The sequence below is a fragment of the Myroides odoratus genome (assembly GCF_001549985.1).
In the GTDB taxonomy this organism is placed as follows: domain Bacteria; phylum Bacteroidota; class Bacteroidia; order Flavobacteriales; family Flavobacteriaceae; genus Flavobacterium; species Flavobacterium odoratum_A.
The window spans coordinates 1-1,033 of the sequence record NZ_LROZ01000047.1 but is presented as its reverse complement, the minus strand read 5'-3'; the positions used below and the strand labels follow the sequence as shown (position 1 = coordinate 1,033).

Annotated in this window: 1 protein-coding gene; it reads left to right on the top strand. The window is 38.7% G+C overall.

Going from position 1 to position 1,033, the window contains the following annotated elements:
• Window positions 1-1,033 (top strand): MBG domain-containing protein (locus AWV75_RS18995; protein ID WP_317038695.1); only part of this gene is annotated, 1,033 nt, incomplete at both ends.

Genomic DNA, 1,033 nt, shown 5'->3' with positions numbered 1-1,033 from the left:
ACAAACGAAAGTTTATGGAGATACTGATCCTGTGTTAACTTACACTGTATCTGGATTAAAAAACAATGACCAACCTACTATTCTTACAGGCAGTTTAGTTCGTGAAGTAGGAGAGTCTGTGGGTACCTATGAAATTCAACAAGGTAGTTTAAGTGCACCTACAGATTATACCTTAGTTTATCAAGCGGCTGATTTAGCTATTACTCCTGCTGTACTAACAGTAAAAGCGAATGCACAAACGAAAATCTATGGAGATACCGATCCTGTTTTAACGTATACGGTTTCAGGATTACAAGGGACTGATCGTGTTACGGGCAGTTTAGTTCGTGAAGTAGGAGAGTCTGTGGGTACCTATGAAATCCAACAAGGCAGTTTAAGTGCACCAACTGATTATACCTTAGTTTATCAAGCAGCTGATTTAACAATTACTCCCGCCGTACTAACAGTAAAAGCGAATGCGCAAACGAAAATTTATGGAGATACTGATCCTGGTTTAACCTATACGGTTTCTGGATTAAAAAACAACGACCAACCTACTATTCTTACGGGTAGTTTAGTTCGTGAAGTAGGAGAGTCTGTGGGTACCTATGAAATCCAACAAGGCAGTTTAAGTGCACCTTCAGATTATACCTTAGTTTATCAAGCAGCTGATTTAGCAATTACTCCTGCTGTACTAACGGTAACAGCCGATGTGCAAACGAAAGTTTATGGAGATACTGATCCTGTGTTAACTTACACTGTATCTGGATTAAAAAATAATGACCAACAAACAAGTATTTCAGGTGTATTAGTTCGTGACAATGGAGAAGAAGTGGGTTCATACTCTATTACTCAAGGGACCATACAAGCATCTACCAATTATACTTTGGCTTTTCAATCGGCAAATCTAACCATTACACCTGCTTTACTAACGATACAAGCAGAAGCGAAAACCAAAGTATATGGTGATGCAGATCCTATATTAACGTACACTGTATCTGGATTGAAGAACAACGATCAACCTACTATTCTTACTGGCACGTTAACTCGTGAT